Here is a 241-nt window from a genome sequence, read left to right as displayed (position 1 = left end):
CCCCATGTACTTTCTTCATGAATTAGCATATAAATCATTGCTTGGTCTTTTACTTTTTCTAAACTAGACCAATCTGGTTTCAAAATATGTAAATCATTAAAACAATCGTTCCAATAATCACCCATATCTCTTTTTAATTCAATTTCTACACGCCATAAGTGTTCAGACATAACTTCAATGTCTGCATTATCCTTACGTTCTTGTTTTTTATTATAAATTCTAATAAATCTATCACTGTCAC

Annotated in this window: 1 pseudogene; it reads right to left on the bottom strand. The window is 29.5% G+C overall.

What is annotated here, in order from left to right:
• Positions 1–241 (bottom strand): annotated as a pseudogene (locus SH09_RS15695) (replication initiation factor domain-containing protein); the annotation flags it as partial.

This window comes from Staphylococcus gallinarum (assembly GCF_000875895.1).
Lineage (GTDB): Bacteria > Bacillota > Bacilli > Staphylococcales > Staphylococcaceae > Staphylococcus > Staphylococcus gallinarum.
The sequence above is the reverse complement of the archived record's forward strand: the minus strand, read 5'-3'. Positions and strand labels throughout refer to the sequence as shown.